Below are 341 nucleotides of genomic sequence, written 5' to 3' on the forward strand. Positions count from 1 at the left end.
GTACTCAATTGGATGAGGGTAATTAGCTATCCAACTCAATAGCTTATAGTAGTTGTCATCCCGGCCGTAGCGCAGCGGAGCGCCGGGATCTCSCACRGTTCAGAACCTGCCRACGTGGGAGATCCCGGCTCTRCGGAYCGCTGACGCGCTCCTCCGGCCGGGAAGACACGTTTCTTTGCRCGCCAATTGAGTCCAGGCTCTAGTCTCCCAGCCTCTCCCCCGCCGCCTTCGCCGCCGCAACACCCGTGGCGAAACAGGCCTGCAGCAGGTAGCCGCCGGTGGGCGCCTCCCAGTCCAGCATCTCGCCGGCCAGGAAGACGTCGGGCCGCGCTTTCAGCGCC

1 pseudogene is annotated in these 341 nt (G+C 63.9%); it reads right to left on the reverse strand.

From position 1 onward, the window contains the following. Positions 1-199: 199 nt before the first annotated feature. A pseudogene (locus tag AB4Z20_RS28175) lies at positions 200-341 on the reverse strand (aminoacetone oxidase family FAD-binding enzyme); the annotation flags it as partial.

The sequence above is a fragment of the Pseudomonas sp. KB_12 genome, from assembly GCF_052114545.1.
GTDB lineage: Bacteria > Pseudomonadota > Gammaproteobacteria > Pseudomonadales > Pseudomonadaceae > Aquipseudomonas > Aquipseudomonas brassicacearum.